The sequence below is a fragment of the Oricola cellulosilytica genome (assembly GCF_019966575.1).
GTDB lineage: Bacteria > Pseudomonadota > Alphaproteobacteria > Rhizobiales > Rhizobiaceae > Oricola > Oricola cellulosilytica.
This window is the reverse complement of record NZ_JAINFK010000001.1, coordinates 1-23,805: the sequence shown is the minus strand read 5'-3', so window position 1 is coordinate 23,805 and position 23,805 is coordinate 1. Positions and strand designations below refer to the sequence as shown.

The following is a 23,805-nucleotide window of genomic DNA, read 5'->3' as shown; positions in this document are numbered from 1 at the left end:
CTCAGTCTACGATCGGATCGGTTTTGATACGCTTACCGACCATAAAGGCATCGGCGCTTGCCTTCGTCGCGATCAGTTCGGCGAACCGTTTAAAATCCTGGGGCAGCACGCATAGTGCGATTGCTTCGACGTCGGGCCGTGACGCAAGGAAATTCTCGATGCTGTCGTAAAAATCGACGCCGTCGAGTGTTGGCGTGTCTGCTGACGGAGGCGGGAAGGTGGAAACGCCCGCATTTTGGATACAGGGCACGTGTTGGTCGCGCGCGATCTTGCCTATTCCTGCGATCGCGACGTTCATCGGCTTCAAATCGCTCAACGCACTTCGCCTTTCGCTCTTACGCGACACCGCCCCGCGTTTGCGTGGGCGCTGACCTCTGCCATGCCGGGACACTTTTCGCAGGTTCATCAAATGGTTAGAAGATACGCAGGCCATCGTTGCTTTATTCCTTTGATTGCGCAATCCTGATCTCTTGTCAAAGCAGGGAGATAAGCATGAAGAGTCTATTGCGGACATTTGCAGCGGGTGTTCTAGCCCTTAGCGCCCAAACGGCGGTCGCAGAAGAAACATTCATCACGATTGGCACGGGCGGTCAGACAGGCGTGTACTACGTGGTCGGACAGTCGATCTGCCGGCTGGTGAATCGCGGAAGCGCCGAGCACAATATCAAATGTACTGCGCCATCGACCGGTGGTTCGATCGACAACATCAACGCGATCAAGAACGGTGACCGCCAGATGGGTGTCGCCCAGTCAGACTGGCAGTTCCACGCCTATAACGGCTCGTCGAAATTCGAAGGCGAAAAGTTCGATAAGCTGCGCGCGGTGTTCTCGGTGCATGGCGAGCCATTTACCGTTGTCGCGCGCTCGGATGCCGGCATAGATTCGTTTGACGATTTGAAGGGTAAACGCGTCAACATCGGGAACCCCGGTTCCGGCCAGCGCGCTACAATGGATGTCGTCCTCGAGAAAAAGGGTTGGACGATCGACGATTTTTCGCTGGCCTCCGAATTGAAGGCCGCCGAACAGGCCGGTGCGCTTGGCGACAACAAGATTGATGCGATGATCTACACGGTCGGCCATCCCGCAGGTGCGATCCAGGAAGCGACAACCACGACGGATGCCAAGCTGATCCCGGTTGAAGGCGAAGCGATCGACAAACTCGTTTCCGAGAACCCCTATTACGCGAAGGCCACCATTCCGGGCGGCATGTACAAGGGCACCGACTCCGACGTAAGCACCTTCGGCGTGAAGGCGACCTTCGTTTCCTCTGAAGACGTGCCCGAAGAGGTGATTTATCAGGTTGTGAAGGCCGTGTTCGACAATTTTGACCGCTTCAAAAAGCTGCATCCCGCCTTCGAGAATCTGACCGAGGAACAGATGATCAAGGACGGCCTGTCGGCGCCGCTGCATGCCGGTGCCGAACGTTACTACAAGGAACGTGGCTGGATGTAAGTCCGGCTGACCCCGCGCAGTCTTCTGCGCGGGGCCTTTGATATTGCGATGCGGCAAGTGCCGTATCCGCACGGTGGCACGGGGGCCGAAGCGGGGCAAGGACGATGGCGGATGCGGTGCAGAATGAGGCTCACAGAGGCCTGACGCAGGCGGAGATCGACGCACTTGTCGCCGAAGCGGACACGGGCGGTCGATCCGCCGGCCCGGGGATCGCCAAGTTGATCGCCGGCATCGCGCTGGCGTGGTCGCTGTTCCAGCTTTGGTTTGCCTCCCCGCTGCCGTTCGTACTCGGCATCGGCGTGTTCAACGACACCGAGGCGCGCTCTATACACTTGGCGTTTGCGGTTGTTCTCGCCTTCCTCGCCTTTCCGCCGGGCAACTCTGCGCTGCAACGCGTTCTCGGCGTCGCCACGCCGCTTGTTCTTGGCGGTCTGCTCGCCATTTCGGCCCAAGACACGTTTCCGGTCTGGGTCGTTCTCGTCATCACCGTGCTGGTGGCGGGCGCCTGCGCATTGCCAACCCGCAGCGACCGTATCGCGATCCACGAATGGATTCTTGCAGCCGTCGGAGGCTTTTGCGCGGCCTATTTGTTTATTTACTACGGACCGATTGCCGACCGCGTCGGCCAGCCGATCTTTCTCGACTATGTCGTCTCTATTGCAGGCCTGTTGCTGCTGCTGGAGGCGACGCGACGTTCCCTCGGGCCGGCGCTAGTGATTGTTGCCTCGCTTTTTCTCGTTTACACAGTTTTGGGGCCGTATATGCCGGAGATCATTGCCCACAAGGGCAACAATCTACGTGAGATCATCAACCACCACTGGATCACCACGGAGGGCGTGTTCGGCATTGCGCTCGGTGTTTCAACCTCGTTCGTGTTCCTTTTCGTGCTCTTCGGGGCGCTTCTGGATAAGGCCGGAGCGGGCAATTACTTCATTCAAGTGGCATTTTCGCTTATGGGGCACATGAAGGGCGGACCGGCGAAGGCGGCCGTCGTTTCCTCGGCGATGACCGGACTTATCTCCGGCTCCTCGATTGCCAATGTGGTGACGACCGGCACCTTCACGATTCCCTTGATGAAGAAGGTGGGATTTTCTTCCGAGAAGGCCGGCGCCGTGGAGGTGGCTTCATCGGTTAACGGCCAGATCATGCCGCCTGTGATGGGCGCGGCGGCTTTCCTCATGGTTGAATATGTCGGTATCCCCTATTTCGATGTCGTCAAGCACGCGTTTCTTCCGGCGCTGATCTCCTATATCGCGCTCGTCTATATTGTTCATCTGGAGGCGGCGAAGGCCGGGATGAAAGGGCTTCCGCGGCCTTATGAGCCGGGCCCCCTGATGCGCCGCCTGGTAGGCATCGTCTTCGGCGTTCTCGTCCTGTCTGCAGTGTCTCTTGGCGTCTACTACGGCATGGGCTGGATTCGTCCGACCTTCGGCGCGGCATCGCCCTATGTGATCTTCGTCTGTCTGACCGCCGTCTATGTGGCGTTGGTCGCCTTCGGCTCCAACTATCCCGAACCGAAGATGGACGATCCCAACGCTCCGGTCGCGAAGCTGCCTCTGCCGGGCCCGACGATCAAGTCGGGGCTGCATTTCATTCTGCCCGTGATCGTTCTTGTCTGGGCGTTGATGGTGGAGCGGCTGTCGCCCGGCTTATCCGCATTCTGGGCCTCTGCCTTCATGATCTTCATACTGCTGACCCAGAGGCCCTTGTTTGCTCTTTTCCGGCGCGAGGGGGATCTAGGTGCCGCAGTGCGGCGGGGGTTTCACGAATTGATCGACGGCTTGATCTCGGGCGCCCGCAACATGATCGGTATCGGCATCGCGACGGCGACCGCAGGCATCATCGTGGGCGCGGTCTCGCAAACAGGTGTTGGTTCGGCACTCGCGGATGTCGTGGAAGTCCTGTCTGGCGGCAATCTCTTGGCGATCCTGTTCCTCACCGCGATCCTGTCGCTGATCCTCGGCATGGGCCTGCCGACGACGGCAAACTATATTGTCGTCTCGGCGCTTCTTGCGCCGGTGATCGTCACGCTCGGTCAGGAAAACGGCCTTTTGGTGCCGTTGATCGCTGTCCATCTCTTCGTTTTCTATTTCGGAATCATGGCCGACGTTACGCCGCCTGTTGGCCTCGCCTCGTTTGCCGCCGCCGCGGTTTCCGGCGGCGATCCCATCCGCACCGGCTTCGTTGCTTTCTTCTATTCCCTACGAACAGCGGCGCTGCCCTTCCTGTTCATCTTCAACACCGAACTGCTGCTTATCAATGTCGGTTGGATCCAGGGAATTTTCATTTTCATCATCGCTACCGTGGCCATGTTGCTTTTCGCTGCCGCCACCCAGGGCTGGTTCCTTACACGCAACCGCGTTTGGGAAAGCATCGCGTTGCTGGTTCTCGCTTTCACCTTCTTCAGGCCGGGCTTTTGGATGGACATGGTCTATCCGCCGTATGAAGAGGTCGCTCCTGCGCAGATTGTAGCTGCTGCGGGCGACGTACCCTCCGGTGAGAAACTGCGCCTGCGCATCGCCGGTCTGGACGATGTCGGCGAGATGCGGGAATGGGTCGTCTTGCTGGCGCTGCCTGACGGCTCATCTGGGGAGGAACGGATAGAGGGAGCGGGGCTGACGCTTATGGAGCGGGACGGCAAGACCATTATCGACGATGTTGGCTTTGGGTCGCCCGCGCAGGAAGTCGGTCTCGACTGGGATCAGGAAATCGTCCGCGTTCTGAAACCTGCCGAACAACCGTCCAAATACCTGATCTATCTTCCGGCGCTGCTGCTTCTCGCGCTTGTCGTGTGGTTACAGCGCCGCCGGGCGCCGGCATCGAGTCCGCCGCGCCGTGAAGAACTTGCCGAGGCCTGAGAAAGGATCCGGTCATGTACAAATCTATCCTGCTACCCATCGATCTGGCACACGAGAGCTCCTGGAAAAAGGCAATCCCCGTTGCCCGAAAGCTCGTCGAAGCTTTCGGAGCTGACTTGCATATCGTTACAGTCGTGCAGGACATCCGTACGGCAATGGTCGCGCAGTATTTTCCGGACGACTACGAGCAGAAGATCGCCAGAAAGGCCGCCGAGGAATTGACGGCACTGGTTGATCGCGAACTTGCCGGTATCACTGCCGTGGAGCACGTGGCTGCGGGGCAGGTCTACCGTGAGATCGTCCGGGTCGCGGAGGTGGAGGGGTGCGACCTCATCGTCATGGCGTCGCACCGTCCGGAACTGGCCGATTTGTTGATCGGGCCGAATGCTGATCATGTCGCGCGCCATACTTCTGCGTCTGTGATGATCGTCCGGCCCTAGCCCGTCGCGTTCAGGAGAAGATCGCATCATGAGTTCCCATGTTTTCGGCCGCGCCACTGTCGGGCAACTTCCCGTGGCGGCAAGGGGGGATGGCTGTTACATTATCGACGCCGACGGAAAGCGTTATTTCGACGGATCCGGAGGTGCCGCAGTCTCGTGCCTCGGCCATTCTGACGCCGCTGTCGCCAACGCCATCAAATCGCAGTTGGACAAGATCGCCTTTGCCCACACCGGTTTCTTCACCTCCGAGCCGGCCGAGCAACTCGCCGATCGGCTGATCGAGAACGCACCGCAGGGGCTTGAGCGCGTTTATTTCGTATCAGGCGGCTCTGAGGCGGTCGAAGCGGCAATTAAACTCGCGCGGCAGTACTTCCTCGAGATCGGTCAACCGGACCGTCATCGTGTCATTGCCCGCCGGCAAAGCTATCACGGCAACACGCTCGGCGCTCTGGCTGCCGGGGGTAATGAATGGCGCCGCCGGCAATTTGCCCCGCTGCTGGTTGAAACCTCCCATATTTCGCCCTGTTATGAGTATCGCGACCGCTGCTCTGACGAGAGCGCATACGAATATGGACAGCGGGTGGCGAATGAACTTGAAGAAGAGATTCAGCGGCTAGGGGCAGAGTCCGTGCTGGCATTCATCGCCGAGCCGGTGGTCGGCGCGACAGCCGGAGCCGTGCCGCCCGTTGAGGGGTATTACAGAAGGATTCGGGAGATCTGCGACGCCAACGGGATCCTCCTTATCTTGGATGAGGTCATGTGCGGAATGGGGCGCACGGGGACTCTCTTCGCATGTGAGCAAGACCGTATATCGCCGGATATCGCGGTGATCGCGAAAGGGCTGGGCGCCGGCTACCAGCCAATCGGAGCCATGCTGTGCTCCGGAGCGATATACGAAGCCATTGCCGCCGGAACGGGCTTCTTCCAGCATGGCCATACCTATATGGGACATCCGCTGGCGACCGCCGCCTCGCGTGCGGTCCTGGGCGCCATTCTCGACCGCGGTCTGCTAGCGAACGTCAACGATAAGGGACGGAAACTGCGCGCCGAACTGGAACTGGTGTTCGGGCAGCACCCGAATGTGGGCGATATTCGTGGGCGAGGGCTGTTTCTGGGACTGGAGTTCGTCGAGGATCGCGAGACGAAGGCGCCTTTCGATCCCTCCCGGAAGATAGCCGCGAATCTCAAGAAGCGAGCCTTTGAGGCCGGGTTGATTTGCTATCCGATGAGCGGCACCATCGACGGTGCCCGGGGCGACCATATGTTGCTTGCGCCGCCCTTCATCATCGAGGAGCGCCAAATTGACGAGGTCGTTGGCAAACTGGACACTGCCTTCAAGGCAGTTTTTTGAGCAGGGGGTGCTCAGCCCCCGTCGAGGCAATTCCGGGATCGTTGAGGATCAAGAAACCGTCTCGAAATCAAGATGGCGACAAACCCGTTTTCCCATTGTATCATGCCCTTACGGCAGGGTTGCGCTCCACGTAACCGGCCAGATCAGGCCACGTGAGCGTCGGCCCGCCGGACCCAGTCCAGGAGGGATGACATGGCGGCTTTTCACGTTTTAAGCGGTGCTCAGGGAGCGGTCGCGGATCCGGAAGTCCGGCGTATTGATTTCAATGACGTATTTGATGCTCTTCGGCGGGGTCTGGACGATTTTTGGGAGAAGCCGTCGCACTATGTCTTTATATGCATAGTCTACCCGATCATTGGTTTGCTGCTGCTGAGTTGGGCGTCCACCGGCCAGGTATTGCAACTCATTTTCCCGCTGATTGCCGGATTTGCTCTGCTGGGGCCGCTCGCTGCCATCGGTCTGTACGAAATTAGCCGGCGGCGGGAGGCTGGCATGGACACATCGTGGCGACACGCGTTGGAAGTCCGCCGTTCCCCCGCAGTTCCCTCGATCATCGCTGTCGGCCTGATGTTGACAGTCATCTTCTTGGCGTGGCTCGTGACGGCCCAGGCGATTTATGCCCAATTTTATGGTTCGGCCGGTCCGGACTCCTTCGTTGCATTTGTCTTCGACGTGTTAACGACCGAGCGGGGCTGGACCATGCTCGTTACCGGAAACCTCATAGGCTTCCTGTTCGCACTTGTGGTGCTCGCGACAACGTCGGTGGCCTTTCCGCTGTTGCTGGACCAGGATGTAGGCGCCTCTTCGGCGATCAGGACCTCTCTGCGCGTTATTCAGACCAATCCCGCGCCGTTGCTCCTGTGGGGATTCATCGTCGCCGCGATGCTGGCGGTTGGCTCACTGCCTCTTTTCGCCGGACTCGCGGTGGTTGTCCCGATCTTGGGCCACGCGACGTGGCACCTCTACCGGAAGGCTGTGGTCTCGCCGACTGCCGAGGCGCGGAGCAAGAAGAAGGCATAAGACCTTCCGATCGTCGGAACGTCCGGTCACCCTCCACCGACGAAGGACATCGTCCGCATTAGCGCGGTGTAGTCGGATTCGATGGCCATGATCGCGACGAAAACAAGCACCGCCACCGGCGGCAGCAATATGGCGTACACGAGCGCCAGCCGCTCCCAGACCATATGCATGAAGACAGCGACGATCAGCCCCGCCTTCAACATCATGAAGACGATGATCAAGCTCCAGCGCAGAAAACCCTCAAAGCCCACATAATCGACGAAATAGGAGCAGGCGCTGAGCACGAAGAGCCAGAACCAGACGATCAGATAGAGCCGGATCGGATGGTGCTGGCCATGCTCGACCGCCGCGGCCGCTTGCGGGACGTCATGTGCGTGTGTTGCCGGTGCCGACATGCCTTACCTCACCACAGATAGAAGAATGCGAAAATGAACACCCAGACCAGATCGACGAAGTGCCAGTAGAGGCCCATGATTTCGACCTGCTCGTAATCGCCGCGCCGGCTGGTGAAGAAGCCCCGGTCGCCGCGGTCATATTCGCCGCGCCAGACCTTGCGTGCGACGATGAGTAGGAAGATCACGCCGATAGTCACGTGAGTACCGTGAAAGCCGGTGATCATGAAGAACGTGGCGCCGAATTGTGCGGCGCCAAAGGGGTTTCCCCATGGCCGCACGCCTTCACTGATCAGCTTCGTCCATTCGAAGGCCTGCATGCCCACGAACGTTGCGCCCATCAGGGCGGTGAACAACATCAGCACCACCGTCGCGCCCCGTCTGCGCTGATAGGCGCAATTCACCGCCATCGCCATGGTTCCGCTCGAGGAAATCAGCACGAAGGTCATGATCGCGATCAGGATGAGGGGAACATCGGAACCGCCGATCTGCAATCCGAAAACTTTACTTGCGTCCGGCCACGGCACCACCGTCGACATCCGCGCAGTCATGTAGGCGAGGAGGAAGCAACCGAATATGAAGGTGTCTGAGAGCAGGAATATCCACATCATGGCCTTCCCCCATGATGCCGTCTTGAAGGCGCGCTGATCGGAAGCCCAGTCGGCGGCGACACCGGCTATCCCCGGACGGCGCGGCCTTGAGGTTGCGTGATTGGCGGTGGTGTCAGCCATGGTTTGTATCCCTCATCACGTCAACACTTGCTTGCAGATAGCAATGAAATCGCCGGCCCAGCCGGCCAGCAGCACCAAAAGCCCCAACCATACGAAGAGGAGGAAATGCCAGTACATCGCGCATAGCTCGACACGGAGTTGCAACTGTCCGCTGATCGGAGCTTGCGCCGACAGGGCAACGAGTGTGAAGCCGAGCGCGATCAGGCCGCCGATGATGTGCAAGCCATGCATGCCTGTCAAAAGGTAGAAAAATCCGTTGGCTGGGTTCACTTCCAGATAGTGTCCGGCAAGCGACAACTGCTGCCAGGCCACGAGTTGTCCGGCCAGGAAGACCAGTGTAGCGGCGCCGGCGATTGCCAGCGCAACACGCGAAATGTCAATTCGCCCATCGCGCGCCGTGCGCGCCGCGATCTCCAGGGCGATACTGGCGGCCACGAGTATCGCCGTGTTGGCCCATATGACGCTTGGCACCGGGGGCGCCTGCCAGTCGGAATACTCCATCCGCATGAAATATGCGCTCGCGAACAACGCAAACAGCGCGCCGACTACCGCCAGGAAGATCCCGAGCGCAATTTTGGCCGTCGGCATAGCCGCCTCGCCTCGGTGGGAGGGGTCGACGGCCAAGCCCTGCTCGGTCCATGGCTTCGACAACAGTCGTTGCTGAGAGAGCCACCAGAGGGAGAATCCAAAAACCACGAGCAGGAAGACGAGGATCACACTCATGCGGGCCTCGGCGCCTTGATGCCGGTCCCCGGATCGTTCTGGGCGATGAAGTCCTGCGAAGCGCCGGGGACGCTGTAGTCGTAGGCCCACCGATAGACGACGGGCACGTGATCGCCCCAGTTTCCGTGCGGCGGGGGCGTTGTAGGTGTTTGCCACTCAAGGCTGGTCGCGCGCCACGGATTGCCGCCAGCCTCCCGCCCGTGACGGAGACTCCAGAATATGTTGAAGAGGAACACGATCTGGGCGAACCCGACGATCAGCGCCGCCATGGTGATGAACGCATTCAGATCCTGGACCGAGTCCGGGACGAACGCCGTGTCGCCTATCTCCGGGTAGCGGCGTGGCACCCCGACCAGGCCGACATAGTGCATCGGAAAGAAGATCGCATAGGCGCCCAGGAACGTGACCCAGAAATGGAATTGGGCCATTCCTTCATGGAACATTCTGCCAGTGATCTTCGGATACCAGTGATAGATTGCGCCGAAAATCACGAGGATCGGAGCCACGCCCATGACCATGTGGAAATGCGCCACTACGAACATCGTGTCCGACAATGGAACGTCGACGACGACATTGCCGAGAAACAGGCCGGTAAGACCGCCATTGACGAAGGTGACGATGAAGGCGAGGGCAAACAGCATCGGCACCCGCAGATGAATGTCGCCGCGCCAAAGCGTGAGGACCCAGTTGTAGACCTTGATCGCCGTCGGAATGGCGATAATCAAGGTGGTTGTGGCGAAGAAGAAGCCGAACCAGGGATGCATGCCGCTGACATACATGTGGTGCGCCCAGACCACGAATGAGAGGGCACCGATAATGATGATCGCCCAGACCATCATGCGGTAGCCAAAGATGTTCTTGCGGGCGTGCGTGCTGATGAGATCGGAGACGATACCGAAGGCCGGCAGCGCGACGATGTAGACCTCCGGGTGGCCGAAGAACCAGAACAAATGCTGAAAGAGGATCGGACTGCCTCCGCCGTAGCTGAGTTGCTCGCCCGCATCCACCAGCGCCGGCATGAAGAAGCTGGTGCCTAGTAACCGGTCGAACAGCATCATCACGCAGGCGACGAAGAGCGCCGGAAACGCGAGCAGCGCCATCACGGTGGCTGTGAAAATGCCCCAGACGGTAAGCGGAAGGCGCATAAGCGTCATGCCGCGTGTGCGCCCCTGGATCACGGTCACCACGTAATTCAGGCCGCCCATGGTGAAGCCGATGATAAAGAGAATGAGCGAGACCAGCATCAGGATGATACCCGCTCCCTGTCCGCCCGGCGTTCCGCTCAGAATCGCCTGCGGCGGGTACAGCGTCCAGCCGGCTCCGGTTGGCCCGCCCGGCGCAAAAAAGCTGACCACGAGAACCAGCACCGCAAGCAGGTAGATCCAGTAGCTGAGCATGTTGATGTAGGGGAAGACCATGTCGCGTGCCCCGACCATCAGCGGGATCAGGTAATTTCCGAAACCACCGAGGAACAGCGCGGTCAGTAGATAGATCACCATGATCATGCCGTGCATGGTCACGAACTGGTAATAGGCCTCAGGCGTGATGAAATCGAACGTGCCCGGAAATCCGAGTTGCAGCCGCATAAGCCACGACAGCACCAGCGCCACGAAACCGATGGCGATTGCGGTACCGGAATACTGGATCGCGATGGTCTTGGCGTCTTGGGAAAAGACGTAGGTCGTCCACCAGCTTTTGGGGTGGTAAAGCTCGAGTTCGGGCACCTCCGCCGGGGGAACGCCGCTCTCGTCATGCGGTGTTACATCGACCATCGCTTCCAGCTCCCTAGCTTCCCTCTAGCGATGCCCGAACGACAATCGTCGGGCCTCCTTCGTTACGCTGTCTTCATCCCCGTCATCGTGCGGCGCCGCCTCCGGCTGCCCCGATCTTCACAGGACCGGAAATCTCCGCGAAGGTCTGTTGGCTGGCCAGCCACGCCTGATAATCCTGCTCGGAATCGACGAACACTGCGCCGCGCATGTAGCCGTGACCGACCCCGCAGAGTTCGGCGCAGAGGACTTCGAATTCGCCCGTCCTGGTCGGCGTGAACCAGAAGTGAGTAACCATGCCGGGCACCATGTCCATCTTCGCCCTGAACTCAGGCACGTAAAAATCGTGGAGCACGTCGATGGAGCGCAGCAATACCTTGACCGGCCGGTCAATCGGCAGATGCAGTGCATCGGCCTCCACGATGACATCGTCCTGACCGTTGACGTCGTCAGGATCGACGCCAAGCGGATTGTCATAGCTGACCAGCTTGTTGCTCGATTTGCCGAGTATCCCGTCTTCTCCGGGTAGCCGGTAATTCCACTGCCACTGCTGCGCGACCACCTCGATCTCGGTCGCTTCATCCGGCACCGTTACGAATTGCGACCAGACGATCAGGCCTGGCGCAAGCATGGCCGCGACGCCTACCGCCGTGATGCCGGTCAGCCACAGTTCCAGTTTACGGCTTTCAGGTTCGTAAGCGGCCTTTGCGCCTTCCCTGTGTCGGAAACGAAAAACGCAGTACGCCATGAATACAACGACGGCGGTGAAGACCACGCCGGTGATCCAGAACGTGACGATCAATGTCTGATCGATGTAACCCCAATTAGAGGCGATGGGCGTCCACCACCACGGACTGAGCACGTGGAAAACGATTGAGCCCAAGGCTACCAGTACGAGAACGATCGCAACCGTCATGCTTCGCACCTCCCGCCTTCCCGCAGGATCCCGACCCCCGGGAAGTGGCGGCATCATAGTCTGGAATTGAATTACTTCAAACCCTGCGTCACTTTCGCCTCCAAGACAATGGAGTTTAGGCATCAGGCGGCCGTTCGTGGCCCTATCGTTTCCAGTGAGGCGCCAGAGCCCCTCTCCGACCGCTTCCACCAGTAGCTTCTCAGCCTTTGAATTCGCGTGCGATCTCCCTTGCCTGCCGGACGAGGATGCTGGCGTCCACGTCGACGGCGGTAAAGACCGTGCCGAGATCCAGGCACCTGCGCACAAACTCCTTATCCAGCGATAGAATGCCGGCCGGTTTCCCGGCTTTGCGGATCCTCTCGATGGCCACTTCGATCGCACGCTCGACTTCTGGATGACCTGTGTTGCCGGAATGGCCCATCGATGCGGATAGATCGGCAGGGCCGACGAAAATTCCGTCGACGCCGTCGACTGCGGCGATCGCTTCGATTTCGTCCAGCGCAGACTTGGTCTCGACCTGGACGAGAAGACACAATTCTTTCTCTGCGTGCGTGGCGTAATCGTCAACCGCGCCGTATCGCGTCGCTCGTGTTAGACCGGCAAAACCGCGAACACCCCGCGGTGCATAACGCATGGCGTCGACTGCAGCTTTGGCTTCATTGGCATTTTGCACATAAGGGATGAGCAGCGTCTGTGCGCCGGCGTCGAGCAACCGTTTGATCAGCACGACATCGTTGCTGGCCGGCCGCACGACCAGGCTGGCCGGGTAGGGCGCGGCGGCCTGCAACTGTTCGAACACCGTCATGGGGTCGCCGACCGAATGCTCCGTATCGAATAGCAGCCAGTCATAACCGCATGTGGCGAGAAGCTCGGCGGTGAAGCCTGAAGGCAGGGTCACCCACAGGCCGATCTGCTGGCGACCCTCGGCAATCGCTCTCTTGAAGTCATTGCGTGGAATGTCCATTTGCCGTGCCCTTTTCCGGATTCGTTGCCGCTTGCCGCCGAGACCGGTCCGTTCAATATCTGATTTTCGATACGCTGCGCAGTTTTTCCGGCGTTGCGGCGGGAAGTCCAAAGAACTCCAGATAGGCCGGGATCTGCTCGAAAAGCATATCGGTCCCGACCAGGGTTGCGCACCCCCTGCCGCGCGCCGCGGCCAGGAACGGCGTTTCTTCCCGTTGCATGACGACTTCGCCGACAAATGACGTCGATGCGATGCGCTCGACCGGCATCGGCATCGGATCCCCCTCATTCATGCCGAGCGGAGTCGCGTTGACCAAAATGTCCCAGCCCGCCGGATCATTGGACCCCGTCGATATCGCAATATCGGGATAGTGGCCGCGGACATTCGCTGCGACTTTCTCCGCCGCGGCGACCTGGGTGTCGAAAAGACCGAGACGCGTAACTCCGGCCTTGGCAAGGGATGCCGCGATTGCGGATCCCACGCCCCCACTGCCGACAACGAGCGCGGTGGCGCCGGCTGCGGTTCGCCCCTTGTGCTGCATGCCGCGCACAAAGCCCTCGCCATCGAAAATGTCGCCGATGAGCCGGCCGGCCTCGTCGCGCTTTACCGCGTTGCACGCACCGCACACCCGGACAGACGGGCTCGCTTTGTCGAGCAGTCCGACCGTCATCACCTTGTGTGGCATGGTGATCAGCGCGCCTTGGATGTTTCGTAGTTTGAAAATCAGGCGAAGAAAGGCTGGATAGTCCTCCGCTTCGCATCCCATGGGCACGACGACGGTGTCGATCCCAATTGCCTCGAACCACGGATTGTAGATCATCGGCGATTTGAAGCTTTCGGTCGGCACGCCGATATGGGCGATGATTTGCGTGCGCCCGGAGATCAATTCGGAGTTCCCGAAACATTCGCCGCCAAGGGGCGCTGAAGGCTGGTAGTCTGACCGGTTGTGGCAGATTTTTTGACGGCATCGACTACACGAAGCGCTTCCAGTCCATCACGGCCCGAGCAGAGCGGCATTTCCTCGCCTCTTATGACAGACGCGAACTGGCGGATCTGATGCACCAACGGATCTCCGAAATCATGCGTCAGCTGCTCGGCACATAAAGGCTCCCACCAACTGCGTTTTCCGCGATTCCTCCATACCCTCAATCCTGGCAGTTCAAGCGATCCGTGGGTGCCGCCGATCATGTAGCAAACCTGATTGGTCGGTGGATAAGCCGGGTTCTCGCGTGCGGTCGTTTCCCAACTCCAGGGCGCGACGATCGTATCGGAAACATTGATGGTGCCAAGCACGCCGTCCGCAAAACGCAGAGCAATGACGCTGGTTTCCTCAACCGGATTCTTACGAACGGAGCTCGAAACCATCGCGTAAACGGTCTCGATAGCACCGGCGAGGTAATGCAGTACGTCGATGTCGTGGATGAGGTTGAGAAAAACCGGCCCCGCGCCCGGCTCTCTGCGCCACCCAGCCTCGAAATACTCCTCCGGCTTGTAGAGCCAGGCATTCACGTGGACGGAGATGACACGACCGATGGCGCCCGCTTCGAGCTCGGCCCTGGCGCGGCGGATCAAGGGATTGTGACGCCGGTGATGACCGGTCAGAAGGGCAACGCCCGCTTTCTCTGCCGCGGCAACGACGGTTTCTGCCGCCCCGACATCGACTGCGAAGGGCTTCTCGACGAGCGCGGGAATACCAGCGGTTATGCAGGCCATTGCACCCTCGGAATGCATCTGGTTCGGCGTGGCAAGAATCACCCCGTCTGGGTGCTCGCCGCTGAAAAGTGCGTCGAGTGACCGGTGCCAGGGCACACCGTACTGCTCGGCAAGCGCTTCCCCGGACGGCACCGGGTCGACGATCGCGCAAAGGCCGATATCAGCACCAGCGGCCCGGATGGCCTCGGCATGACGTTTGCCTACAAGACCGGCACCGGCCACCGCTATGGATATTGGTCTCCCCACCGGTCACGCTCCTGTTTTTGCCTTACCGGATTTGAGACGCTCGCTATGAAAACGGAAAGTCCGTTTCTCGGGGGGATAAATATCCAGCTTGCAGCCTACGCGAATGGTATGAGGCACGATTAGATGTCCTTGTCGGGGGAAAGCGAGTCCCGGCTGCCATGCCGTATTCTCCAAGCGGTCGTCGGAGTTCATAAATTTCCTATATTATTATTTATGTCCTATATTCATAAATGCAGTCAAGACGAGTTGTCGGAGGAAATCAGGTGATCGAGGTGGCGAAGCACGACACGATCGGCGACACCGCCTATCGAAATATCCGCAACGATATCATTTTTGGCAGGTTGAAACCGAGCGAGAGGTTGCGGCTCGAACCGCTTCGCAGGCGTTACAATGTCAGTGTCACAACCCTTCGAGAAATCCTCAACCGCTTGACCTCGGACGGATTTGTGGTGGCCGAAGGTCAGAAGGGCTTCGAGGTCGCGCCGGTCTCCGACAGCGATTTGAGGGAAGTCGCAGATCTGCGTATCTTGCTCGAATGTCATGCACTGGAGCGTTCGTTTGCCCAAGGCGATCTCGATTGGGAGGCCGGGGTGGTGGCCGCTTATCACAAGCTCCACGTGCTGGAAAAACAGATGATGGCAGGAGAAACCTCGGTCCGGGAGAACTGGAAAAATGCAGACTGGCAGTTCCATCGCGCTCTGATCGGGGGATGCGGGTCGCGAAGGTTGATGGAATTGCACGGGTCTGTCTTCGATAAATATCTGCGATATCAGATGCTTACACTGACGTTCCGGGGTGAGAAGGCGGCTGCGGAACACAGGTCCCTTCTGGATGCGGCGCTTGCGCATGACGCCGCCGCCGCGGCACGAGTGCTCAGGGACCATATCCTCGGCGGCGTCGAACACAGCATCGCTAATCGGGAGCCCGGCAAGAAATAGGAACGCCGATACATCCGCGTTTTTATCCTATAAAAACTATTTTATATGGCGATGGCCGTTGACTCGGGCGATCCCCCGTCGATAATCCCACGCGGAGTGCAAGTCTCGACTTTCTTCAACCGGGAGGAACCACATGAAGAAGTATATGACCCGCCGCGCCTTTGCGGCGACAACCGTCGCCCTTGCGGCATTTTCGGGAATTTCGATCGCCTCGTCCGCGTTCGCGCAGGACAAGGTGACGTTGCGCATGTCGACACCGGCCTCGGAAACCGATCAGCGCTCTGTCGCTCTTGCTGAGGTCTTCGCGCCGGCGGTGGCGGAATTCGCCGTCTATGAACCGCACTACAATGCCTCGTTGATCGCGCAGGGTAGTGAGCTTGAGGCGATCGCGTCGGGCGATCTGGAGATGTCCATTGCTTCAGCACAAGAACTCGCGACGTTCTTTCCCGAATTCTCGATCTTCGCTACGGGCTATGTTCATCAGGATGCCGCCCATCAGGTCGCGGTCTTCAATGATCCGCTGATGGAACCGTTCAAACAGAAGGTCGAGGACGAACTCGGCGTGAAGCTTCTGTCAGTCATGTATCTCGGCCGCCGCCATGTGAACCTCCGTCAGACGAAGGACGAACTGACCGTCATGAGGCCGGAGGATCTGGCTGGCGTGAATCTGCGCATGCCGGGCACCGACGCCTGGCAGTTCCTGGGCAAGGCTCTCGGCGCCAACCCGACGCCGATGGCCTTCACCGAAGTGTACACCGCGCTCTCCACCGGCTCGGTCGACGGCCAGGACAATCCGTTGCCGACGGTCGTTGACGCAAAGTTCTATGAGGTGACAAATCAGATCGTGCTGACGTCACACCTTGTCGATCTCAACTACGTCGCCTTTTCGAAAGCTGTTTGGGACTCCCTGACGCCCGAGCAGCAGGCAACGGTTCAGGAGGCGGCTGACGCAGCAGCAGAAAGCGGGCGTCAGGCGCAGCTCAAGAAGGAGGAGGACCTCGTCTCGTTCCTGAAAGAGCAGGGGCTCGAGATCTACGAACCCGATCTGGAGGCTTTCCGCACGCACGTGCAGGCCCAGTATGCGGGAACCGAATTCTCCGAGTCCTGGCCGGACGGCGTGCTCGAGAAGATCAACGCCTTGGGCAACTGATCGCGGCCTGACCGATCAGCGGAGAATCTCGCATGACCCCGTTGTCAAAATGGTTCATGCGGGGTGCGGAGTTCGTGGCGGCCATGATGATGGCCGCCATGTTCCTGACCTTCATCCTTCAGATCGCGGTCCGCTATACAGCCCGCCTGCAGTGGCTGGGCGAAGCGGTTCCGTTTCTCGATCCCAGCCTGTACGGCTGGACCCTCGAATTTTGCTTGGCGCTCTGGGTCTGGGTGGTCTTCTGGGGCAACGCTTTCATCGTGCGCGAGCGTGATCATGTCACCTTCGACATGCTCTATCTCCACGTAAATCCGGCTATCCGCAAATGGTTTGCGATCATTTCCGGACTGGCGATCTTTGCCGGGCTCCTTTGGTCCCTGGAGCCGACATGGGACAAATTTTATATTCTGCGGCTGAAAAAGACGGCAACGCTCAAGGCGCTGTTCGGCGACTCCATTCGCATGCGCGACATCTATTCCATCTACATCGTCTTCCTGGGGGTCGTGTCGCTGCGTTACGGATGGCGCGCATGGGTTTCGTTCCGGCACGGGGCCGAGACTGATCTGCATCACCATGACGAGACGGCGAGTCGATGACGATCGAGTTCGTCTTTTGCCTCGCCACTCTGTTCTTCCTCGCCGGCATTGGCGCACCAATCGCCTATTCGATCCTGCTTGCCTCATTCGTCTATCTCGCGGCCGGAGGTCAGGGTGTCGGCATCGCCGGAAAGGTCCTGATGGATGGGCTCTACCAGAGCTTCATCCTCTTGGCCGTGCCGCTCTTCATCATCGCCGCCAACATCATGAACGCTGGCACGATCTCAGAGCGCCTTCTGCAGTTCTGCGTCGCTGCGGTCGGTCGGTTTAGAGGCGGCCTTGGACACGTCAATGTCGTCGCCTCGCTGATCTTTTCTGGCATGTCGGGTTCGGCTGTCGCCGATGCAGCGGGCATCGGAAAGATCATCATTGAGATGATGACGAGGAGCGGGCACTACACCAAAGGTTACGCTGCGGCGATCACGGCGGCGTCCGCCACGATTGGGCCGATCATTCCGCCCTCCATACCGATGGTGCTCTACGCGCTCGTCTCGAACACCTCGATCGGATACCTCTTCTTGGGCGGTATCCTGCCCGGCATATTCATGGGCGCCGTGTTGATGGCGATGAATACATATCTTTCCCACCGGCGCGGCTTCCTGGTCGAGGACCCCGTTCCCTTGCGCGATCTGCCTCGCCATACGGCAAACGCGTTTCCCGCGCTGTTGATGCCGGCGATCTTGCTTTACGGCATCTATGGCGGAATCACGACGCCGACGGAGGCTGCGGCCGTTGCGGCGTTCTATGCCTTGCTTCTTGCCTCGCTTTTTTATCGCGCGCTCTCCATCCGCGCCCTATACGGTATCCTCGTCGACAGCGCGCGTTCCTCGGCGGCCGTTGGCATCGTCATCGGCGGTGCCTTGATCCTCAATTACGTCGTGGCCTCGGAAAACATCCCGAACATGATGGCGCGGACGCTCGTGGGCCTCGATGTCCATCCGCTTGTCTTCCTCCTCGGCGTGAATGTGCTCTTTCTGCTGCTTGGCTGCGTGCTCGATGCAACGACGATCATTCTCGTCATCATTCCGCTGTTCCTGCCGACCTGCCGCGAACTTGGGATCGATCTCGTGCATTTCGGTGTCGTTGCCGTGGTCAATTGCATGATCGGCCTCATCACGCCGCCCTACGGCATTCTCCTCTTCGTCATCAACGCCGTCACCCGCATCCCGCTGCTCGAGATCATCGGCGAGATCTGGGCGTTTCTCGGGGTCCTGATTGTGGCATTGCTGGTCCTCATCATGGTGCCCGACATCGTGCTCTGGCTGCCTCGGCTGCTGGGATATCACGGATAGGCGGATGAAAACTTCGATCGCCACGGTCTCGATTTCGGGAGATCTTGCGGAGAAACTTGCGGCTATCGCCGCCGCCGGCTTCGATGGCGTCGAGATTTTCGAGAATGATTTCCTGGCCTTCGACGGCGGGCCGCGCGAGGTCGGGCAGATGGTGCGCGATCACGGACTGGAAATTTCGCTTTTTCAGCCGTTCCGCGATTTCGAGGGCATGCCGGATCCGCAGCGCAGCCGCACTTTTGACCGCGCCGAACGAAAGCTCGACCTGATGGGCGAACTCGGGGCGGATCTCGTGTTGGTTTGCTCCACCGTTTCGCCGCTTGCGCTCGGCGGCATCGACCGCGCCGCCGACGATTTCCGCGAGCTCGGAGAAGGGGCGGCGAAACGCGGCATCCGTGTCGGCTACGAGGCGCTCGCCTGGGGGCGGCATGTCAGCGATCATCGCGACGCTTGGGAAATCGTGCGGCGCGCCGACCACGCGAATGTCGGCCTGATCCTCGATTCCTTCCACACCCTGGCCCGAAAGATCGATCCAGATACGATCCGTTCCATTCCGGGAGACCGCATCTTCTTCGTGCAGCTGGCCGATGCGCCGAAGATCGAAATGGATCTGCTCTACTGGTCCCGTCATTTCCGCAACATGCCGGGCGAGGGCGATCTCGATGTCACCGGCTTCATGCGCGCGGTTGCCGCGACAGGTTATGACGGGGTGCTTTCGCTGGAGATATTCAACGACCAGTTCCGCGGAGGCTCGCCGAAATCGATTTCCGTCGACGGCCACCGCTCGCTCGTCTACCTGATGGACCGCGTGCGCCGGTTCGAACCGGATATTCGCATCGCCGTCTCCGACATGCCCGACCGGATCGAAGTGGAAGGGGTGGAGTTCGTCGAGTTCGCCGCCGACGAGGACGAGGCCGCGCAACTGGCCGCAATGCTGCATACGCTCGGTTTTGCGCGTGCTGGTCGGCATATTTCGAAGGACGTCGAGCTCTGGCGGCAGGGCGGCGTCAACATTGTCATCAACACTGAGCGCGAGGGATTTGCACATTCGTCCTACGTCGTGCATGGGACGAATGTCTGCGACATCGGTTTGAAGGTGGAGGATGCGGCCGCGACGGTCGAGCGCGCCAGGGCGCTTGGGGCTGACCCGTTCGAACAAATCGTGGGCCCGGGCGAATTGAAAATTCCGGCGATCCGCGGTGTAGGCGGTGGCGTGATGCATTTCATCGACGGCAAAACCGACCTGGCCCACGTCTGGGATATCGAGTTCAGGTCCGTCGCCGACGAAACATCGCCGAAGGACGCCGGACTAGTGCGGATCGATCATATTGCCCAGACGATGAATTACGAAGAAATGCTCACCTGGCTGCTTTTCTACACGTCGATTTTCGAAACCCGCAAAACGCCGATGGTCGACGTGGTCGATCCCGCCGGCTTGGTGCGCAGCCAGGCGATCGAGAACGATAACGGTTTACTGCGCATCACGCTGAACGGCGCGGAAAACCGGCGCACGCTCGCCGGCCATTTCATCGCGGAAAGCTTCGGCTCGGCGGTCCAGCACATTGCCTTCGCGAGCGAGGACATCTTCGTGACAGCCGAAGCGCTCGCCGCTAACGGATTCGCTCCGCTTCCAATCTCACCGAATTACTACGACGATCTCGATGCCCGGTTCGGCCTGGAGCAGGCGCTGCTCGACCGTATGAAGGAGGCCAACATCCTCTACGACCGCGACGATCACGGTGAATACTTCCAGCTTTACAGCCGCAATTACGGCGAAGGCTTCTTCTTCGAGCTCGTCGAGCGGCGCGGAGGTTATTCCGGCTATGGCGCGGCCAACGCGCAGTTCCGCATCGCCGCGCAACAGCGCCGGATGCGGGCCAAGGGCATGCCAAAATTATAGGCGGCGACGCAGCCCGGTCGCCACGTCCCTCAGCGCCACGGCCGCGGTCGCCGAGCCGGGTACCTTGAGGGTCAGCCACGTTATGCCAGGTCCTTGCGCCGGAACCCTCCACGGTCTTGTGGGGCAACCTCCGAGGCCGGCCCGGAACCCTGCATCGTGAAACTTCGGGGACTGCTATTCCATAGGCCTGTCGCGCCGAGGTATCCTGGCGACGACGGCCAGCGTGAAGGCAAATGACTCAACTTCCCGTCATTCCTGAGGTAAGCGCAACCGGACGCCCCTGAGCGAGGGACATGTTTGCCGCTTCGGCCAACGCCAACGCGTTCACCCCGTCCTGAACGGTTACCGGCACCTTTTTGCCTTCGACGCACGCGTCGACGAATGCCGACCATTCGATCGCATAGGCGCGCATGTAGCGTTCGAGGAAAAAGAAGACCGGCTTGGCGGACACAATGCCGGCGGCAGTGGATTTGACGAGGGTGTTTTCGATCTCGTTGTCGGCCGCCAGGGCGCCTTCGGAGCCGAGCACTTCGACCCGCTGGTCATAGCCGTAGGGCGCGCGGCGTGAGTTTCGGATGGTGGCGATCCGCCCATCGGCGTAAGTCAGAACTGCGACGGCGGTATCCACGTCGCCCGCCCTGGCGATCTCGGGATCGATGAGGCAGGAGCCGTGTGCCATCACCGAGTTGGGCATTCCGAACAGGAACGCGCACATGTCGAAATCGTGGATCATCATATCCCGGTAGAGACCGCCCGACATCTGTATATAACTGACCGGCGGCGGTGCCGGATCGTATGACGTGACGGTCAGAAGTTCGGCCCTGCCGATCTCGCCGGCATCGAGCGCACCTTTCAGAGCGGCGAAACTTGGATCGAAACGCCGGTTGAAGGCCATCATAACCGGCTTGTCATGGCCGGCGGCTACCTTCCGGACCGCCAACGCGCGGTCCAGAGACAGGTCGATGGGCTTTTCGCAGAATATCGCTTTCCCCGCCTTGACGCCGGCTTCGATCAAGTCGGCGTGGGTGTTGGTCGACGACGCGATCAGGATAGCATCGATGCGCTCGTCGGCGAGGATATCGTCGGCGGAGCGGGCTTCGATGCCGTACTCCTTTGCTAGCGCTCCGGCGGCTTTCGTCATCACATCGGTGACGGCGACGAGTTCCGAGCGGGGATCCATTTTGATCGAGGCGGCGTGGACCTTGCCGATCCGGCCGGCGCCAAACAGGGCGACTTTCATGGGAGCGTTCCTTTCAGTGAATGGCGTAACGACCCGCCAAGGCGCTGCCACGGACTTGCACAGTCAGCAGATCGTGATGGGGTCGGGTAGGAGCGGGACGAACTGCTGCAAATTAGAATCATATTCCATGTTTGTCAGGGTTCGATATAGGGTCAAATCGAAAGTTATCGCCGCCCCTGCCGGGTGATGAAAGCCCACCCACTGGCTAACGCCGTCATCGCGCAAATAGGTCGAACGATTCCCCATCCCGCAGGCGCCGTGCATCGTTCACGCGGGATGCTCGAACCTCGTAGGGGCGATCTGGCCCCCACGGTGGCGAGAGCCCAGGCTCTCGGGCGATGATGCGTTGCCACACGCGGAAACGCTGTCGGAACCGGCGAGGTTGTTTTCGGCTAAGCGCGTAATGCTAAGCTATCACCACCCCTTCGGTTGGATCATCGAGGATGGCGCACACACCGGTCGCTCGGTGGTCCGGCGCAAAACGATAGTTTCCCTGAGCGCGTACGCGCGGATGTATTGACCGTAGCGGGGATCCTGATGAATGCATCGACCTCGATGCAGTCACGATGGACTATTCCGAGAGACAATGGCTATGCTGAACATCCGTCATCCGATCTTTTTACCTCTTTGGCCACGGGTTCTGGTAACAACGCTGACAGGCAGTTGGGCCCTCCTTGAATTGGTCATGGGAAACACTCTCTGGGCGCTGCTTTTCGGGGTCATCGCGCTTTACTGCGCTTACGAGTTCTTTGTCGCCTTTGATCCCGCCAACTACGAGGACAGGGATGACTGATCTTCTTAGAAAGCCTTTTGGGATCCGCGGCCAGGTGCATCGGATCACACCTGAGAGCGCCGGTTGGCGCTACGTCGGTTTCTCGCTTTACCGGTTGAGACCAGGGGACACCGCCACCGAATTGACCGGCGACGATGAGATCATCCTCGTCATGGTCGAGGGGATTGCCAGGATCACCGGGGCGGGTCAGGACTGGGGTGTCCTGGGCGACCGCATGGACGTCTTCGAGAAGACGCCTCCTCACTGCCTCTACCTGCCCAACGGGACCGAATGGGCTGCGGCTGCCCAGACCGATTGCGTACTCGCCGTGTGCTCCGCGCCCGGTCGAGGCGGGCACGAAGCCCGCCGCATCGGGCCGGACGGCATTACCCTGACCGAGCGCGGAAAAGGCACCAACACCCGCCATATCCACAACATCGCGATGGAGAATGAAGACTATGCCGACAGCCTGCTGGTGACGGAAGTCTTTACGCCCGCGGGCCACTGGTCCTCCTACCCGAGCCACCGCCACGACGAGGACGATTATCCGCGCATCACCTACCTGGAAGAGACGTATTACCACCGGCTGAACCCTTCGGACGGCTTCGGCATCCAACGTGTCTATACTGACGACGGACGGCTGGACGAGACGATGGCTGTTTCCGACGGAGATGTGGTGCTCGTCCCGCGCGGCCACCATCCCTGCGGTGCCCCCTACGGTTTCGAAATGTACTATCTCAATGTCATGGCCGGTCCCTTGCGCAAGTGGCGCTTCGTTCCCGCGCCACAGGTCGAGTGGATCATGAAACGCGATGCCTGAACGTCACGCGCCTGCATTAAAGAGGTGCCGCTCCGCTCGCACTGTCACAGGATCCAGTAACCCGCTTCAGCACACGGAAGAGGTCCGGCGCCTCGGCGGCCATGAAGTCGTGGCAGATGCCGGCTCCGGCGCGTATCGCCGCGAAATGGCCGCGGGCGGTTAACACCTCCATCCGGCAATCATCGATCGCGCGGTCTGGGATGACGTCCGGCGGCGGGTGAAGGCAGCTTTCGGACTGCAGAGGAGCGAACCAGGGTCAGGAAGATATCGCCGCTCGCAGGCACGCTCTTCGAGGAGACCAGGGATTGTCTTGCGCCACGCCATGCTAACAAGAAGGGCAGGAGGTATCCCTATATTTCGCGGCAAAAACGCGGTCTCCCGGGGGGCGGTAGGCTACATACTTTTGATTTTTGCGACTATCCAGGGCAAGTAAAATTATCTAAACGAGCTAGGGTCAGGACTCATTGATCAGAGCCAGAAGATGACGGCGGCTGCGATGCAGATGGCCGAGAAGAAGGTGTGGGC

22 protein-coding genes are annotated in these 23,805 nt (G+C 59.8%); 12 read left to right on the top strand and 10 right to left on the bottom strand.

Going from position 1 to position 23,805, the window contains the following annotated elements:
- Nucleotide 1: 1 nt before the first annotated feature.
- Nucleotides 2–316 (bottom strand): Gfo/Idh/MocA family oxidoreductase, encoded by a 315-nt coding sequence (locus LC298_RS00110; protein ID WP_131565756.1) that lies wholly within the window; start codon nucleotides 314–316, stop codon nucleotides 2–4.
- Between the two features lie 176 nt (nucleotides 317–492).
- Between LC298_RS00110 and LC298_RS00105 the strand changes: the two genes are divergently transcribed.
- The 5 genes from LC298_RS00105 (at nucleotide 493) to LC298_RS00085 (ending at nucleotide 7,121) form a co-directional block, all read left to right on the top strand.
- Nucleotides 493–1,452, top strand: coding sequence for a TAXI family TRAP transporter solute-binding subunit (locus LC298_RS00105; RefSeq protein ID WP_131565758.1), 960 nt, complete (start codon nucleotides 493–495; stop codon nucleotides 1,450–1,452).
- Between the two features lie 104 nt (nucleotides 1,453–1,556).
- Entirely contained in the window at nucleotides 1,557–4,310 is a 2,754-nt protein-coding gene (locus tag LC298_RS00100; RefSeq protein WP_131565760.1) for a TRAP transporter permease, read from the top strand.
- A gap of 14 nt (nucleotides 4,311–4,324) precedes the next feature.
- Complete coding sequence (locus LC298_RS00095) at nucleotides 4,325–4,750, top strand: universal stress protein (protein WP_131565762.1); 426 nt, start codon at nucleotides 4,325–4,327, stop codon at nucleotides 4,748–4,750.
- A gap of 28 nt (nucleotides 4,751–4,778) precedes the next feature.
- Entirely contained in the window at nucleotides 4,779–6,101 is a 1,323-nt protein-coding gene (locus LC298_RS00090; protein ID WP_131565763.1) for an aspartate aminotransferase family protein, read from the top strand.
- Between the two features lie 192 nt (nucleotides 6,102–6,293).
- A complete protein-coding gene (locus tag LC298_RS00085) occupies nucleotides 6,294–7,121 on the top strand; it encodes a DUF2189 domain-containing protein (protein ID WP_131565765.1) in 828 nt (275 codons plus the stop codon).
- Between the two features lie 26 nt (nucleotides 7,122–7,147).
- Here LC298_RS00085 and LC298_RS00080 read toward each other — a convergent pair whose 3' ends face one another.
- From LC298_RS00080 to LC298_RS00045, 8 genes are all read right to left on the bottom strand, one after another.
- On the bottom strand, nucleotides 7,148–7,516 hold the full coding sequence (locus LC298_RS00080; protein WP_131565767.1) for a cytochrome C oxidase subunit IV family protein: 369 nt from the start codon (nucleotides 7,514–7,516) through the stop codon (nucleotides 7,148–7,150).
- An 8-nt stretch (nucleotides 7,517–7,524) separates the two neighbouring features.
- Nucleotides 7,525–8,244 (bottom strand): heme-copper oxidase subunit III family protein, encoded by a 720-nt coding sequence (locus tag LC298_RS00075; RefSeq protein WP_131565768.1) that lies wholly within the window; start codon nucleotides 8,242–8,244, stop codon nucleotides 7,525–7,527.
- Nucleotides 8,245–8,259: 15 nt separating this feature from the next.
- Nucleotides 8,260–8,967: a cytochrome c oxidase subunit 3 gene (locus LC298_RS00070; protein WP_131565770.1), complete on the bottom strand. Its 708-nt coding sequence runs from the start codon at nucleotides 8,965–8,967 to the stop codon at nucleotides 8,260–8,262.
- Complete coding sequence (locus tag LC298_RS00065; protein ID WP_131565772.1) at nucleotides 8,964–10,739, bottom strand: cbb3-type cytochrome c oxidase subunit I; 1,776 nt, start codon at nucleotides 10,737–10,739, stop codon at nucleotides 8,964–8,966. Before LC298_RS00065 ends, LC298_RS00070 begins: the two co-directional genes overlap by 4 nt.
- A gap of 82 nt (nucleotides 10,740–10,821) precedes the next feature.
- Nucleotides 10,822–11,652 carry a cytochrome c oxidase subunit II gene (locus LC298_RS00060; protein ID WP_131565773.1) on the bottom strand — a complete coding sequence of 277 codons (831 nt, stop codon included), beginning with the start codon at nucleotides 11,650–11,652 and terminating at the stop codon, nucleotides 10,822–10,824.
- Between the two features lie 199 nt (nucleotides 11,653–11,851).
- On the bottom strand, nucleotides 11,852–12,616 hold the full coding sequence (locus LC298_RS00055; RefSeq protein WP_131565775.1) for an aldolase/citrate lyase family protein: 765 nt from the start codon (nucleotides 12,614–12,616) through the stop codon (nucleotides 11,852–11,854).
- Between the two features lie 52 nt (nucleotides 12,617–12,668).
- Nucleotides 12,669–13,502 (bottom strand): shikimate dehydrogenase family protein, encoded by an 834-nt coding sequence (locus tag LC298_RS00050; protein ID WP_131565777.1) that lies wholly within the window; start codon nucleotides 13,500–13,502, stop codon nucleotides 12,669–12,671.
- Nucleotides 13,499–14,575, bottom strand: a complete 1,077-nt coding sequence (locus LC298_RS00045) for a Gfo/Idh/MocA family protein (RefSeq protein ID WP_131565779.1) — start codon at nucleotides 14,573–14,575, stop codon at nucleotides 13,499–13,501. The genes LC298_RS00050 and LC298_RS00045 overlap by 4 nt, the downstream gene beginning before the upstream one ends.
- Nucleotides 14,576–14,838: 263 nt before the next feature.
- On the opposite strand from LC298_RS00045, the gene LC298_RS00040 reads away from it, so the two are divergent.
- From LC298_RS00040 to LC298_RS00020, 5 genes are all read left to right on the top strand, one after another.
- The gene (locus LC298_RS00040) at nucleotides 14,839–15,513 is read left to right on the top strand and encodes a GntR family transcriptional regulator (protein WP_131565780.1); all 675 of its coding nucleotides are present in this window, start codon (nucleotides 14,839–14,841) and stop codon (nucleotides 15,511–15,513) included.
- Nucleotides 15,514–15,646: 133 nt separating this feature from the next.
- Nucleotides 15,647–16,663, top strand: coding sequence for a TRAP transporter substrate-binding protein DctP (gene dctP / locus LC298_RS00035; RefSeq protein WP_199223183.1), 1,017 nt, complete (start codon nucleotides 15,647–15,649; stop codon nucleotides 16,661–16,663).
- 32 nt (nucleotides 16,664–16,695) lie between these two features.
- On the top strand, nucleotides 16,696–17,259 hold the full coding sequence (locus tag LC298_RS00030; RefSeq protein ID WP_131565782.1) for a TRAP transporter small permease: 564 nt from the start codon (nucleotides 16,696–16,698) through the stop codon (nucleotides 17,257–17,259).
- The gene (locus LC298_RS00025; RefSeq protein WP_131565784.1) at nucleotides 17,256–18,551 is read left to right on the top strand and encodes a TRAP transporter large permease; all 1,296 of its coding nucleotides are present in this window, start codon (nucleotides 17,256–17,258) and stop codon (nucleotides 18,549–18,551) included. Before LC298_RS00030 ends, LC298_RS00025 begins: the two co-directional genes overlap by 4 nt.
- 4 nt (nucleotides 18,552–18,555) lie before the next feature.
- Nucleotides 18,556–20,448, top strand: a complete 1,893-nt coding sequence (locus LC298_RS00020) for a bifunctional sugar phosphate isomerase/epimerase/4-hydroxyphenylpyruvate dioxygenase family protein (RefSeq protein ID WP_131565785.1) — start codon at nucleotides 18,556–18,558, stop codon at nucleotides 20,446–20,448.
- 238 nt (nucleotides 20,449–20,686) lie between these two features.
- On the opposite strand, the gene iolG is transcribed toward LC298_RS00020, so the two are convergent.
- Nucleotides 20,687–21,688, bottom strand: coding sequence for an inositol 2-dehydrogenase (iolG, locus tag LC298_RS00015; RefSeq protein WP_131565787.1), 1,002 nt, complete (start codon nucleotides 21,686–21,688; stop codon nucleotides 20,687–20,689).
- A 586-nt stretch (nucleotides 21,689–22,274) separates the two neighbouring features.
- On the opposite strand from iolG, the gene LC298_RS00010 reads away from it, so the two are divergent.
- Together LC298_RS00010 and iolB are read left to right on the top strand one after the other, a co-directional pair.
- Complete coding sequence (locus tag LC298_RS00010) at nucleotides 22,275–22,481, top strand: hypothetical protein (RefSeq protein ID WP_131565789.1); 207 nt, start codon at nucleotides 22,275–22,277, stop codon at nucleotides 22,479–22,481.
- Nucleotides 22,474–23,280: a 5-deoxy-glucuronate isomerase gene (gene iolB, locus LC298_RS00005; protein ID WP_131565791.1), complete on the top strand. Its 807-nt coding sequence runs from the start codon at nucleotides 22,474–22,476 to the stop codon at nucleotides 23,278–23,280. Before LC298_RS00010 ends, iolB begins: the two co-directional genes overlap by 8 nt.
- Nucleotides 23,281–23,805: the final 525 nt, after the last annotated feature.